Origin of the sequence: Providencia sp. M-27, assembly GCF_011077905.1 — a bacterium.
Classification (GTDB): domain Bacteria; phylum Pseudomonadota; class Gammaproteobacteria; order Enterobacterales; family Enterobacteriaceae; genus Providencia; species Providencia huaxiensis.
The window spans coordinates 1-787 of the sequence record NZ_JAALBT010000066.1 but is presented as its reverse complement, the minus strand read 5'-3'; the positions used below and the strand labels follow the sequence as shown (position 1 = coordinate 787).

The following is a 787-nucleotide window of genomic DNA, read 5'->3' as shown; positions in this document are numbered from 1 at the left end:
TCTAACGCTTGAGTTAAGCCGCGCCGCGAAGCGGCGTCGGCTTGAACGAATTGTTAGACATTATTTGCCGACTACCTTGGTGATCTCGCCTTTCACGTAGTGAACAAATTCTTCCAACTGATCTGCGCGCGAGGCCAAGCGATCTTCTTCTTGTCCAAGATAAGCCTGCCTAGCTTCAAGTATGACGGGCTGATACTGGGCCGGCAGGCGCTCCATTGCCCAGTCGGCAGCGACATCCTTCGGCGCGATTTTGCCGGTTACTGCGCTGTACCAAATGCGGGACAACGTAAGCACTACATTTCGCTCATCGCCAGCCCAGTCGGGCGGCGAGTTCCATAGCGTTAAGGTTTCATTTAGCGCCTCAAATAGATCCTGTTCAGGAACCGGATCAAAGAGTTCCTCCGCCGCTGGACCTACCAAGGCAACGCTATGTTCTCTTGCTTTTGTCAGCAAGATAGCCAGATCAATGTCGATCGTGGCTGGCTCGAAGATACCTGCAAGAATGTCATTGCGCTGCCATTCTCCAAATTGCAGTTCGCGCTTAGCTGGATAACGCCACGGAATGATGTCGTCGTGCACAACAATGGTGACTTCTACAGCGCGGAGAATCTCGCTCTCTCCAGGGGAAGCCGAAGTTTCCAAAAGGTCGTTGATCAAAGCTCGCCGCGTTGTTTCATCAAGCCTTACGGTCACCGTAACCAGCAAATCAATATCACTGTGTGGCTTCAGGCCGCCATCCACTGCGGAGCCGTACAAATGTACGGCCAGCAACGTCGGTTCGAGATGG

At 53.1% G+C, this 787-nt stretch carries 1 protein-coding gene; it reads right to left on the bottom strand.

Annotated elements, in window-relative coordinates; translation table 11 throughout:
- Positions 1-60: 60 nt before the first annotated feature.
- A partial coding sequence (locus G6Q48_RS21950; protein ID WP_166268414.1) for an AadA family aminoglycoside 3''-O-nucleotidyltransferase occupies positions 61-787 on the bottom strand: 727 nt, incomplete at its 5' end.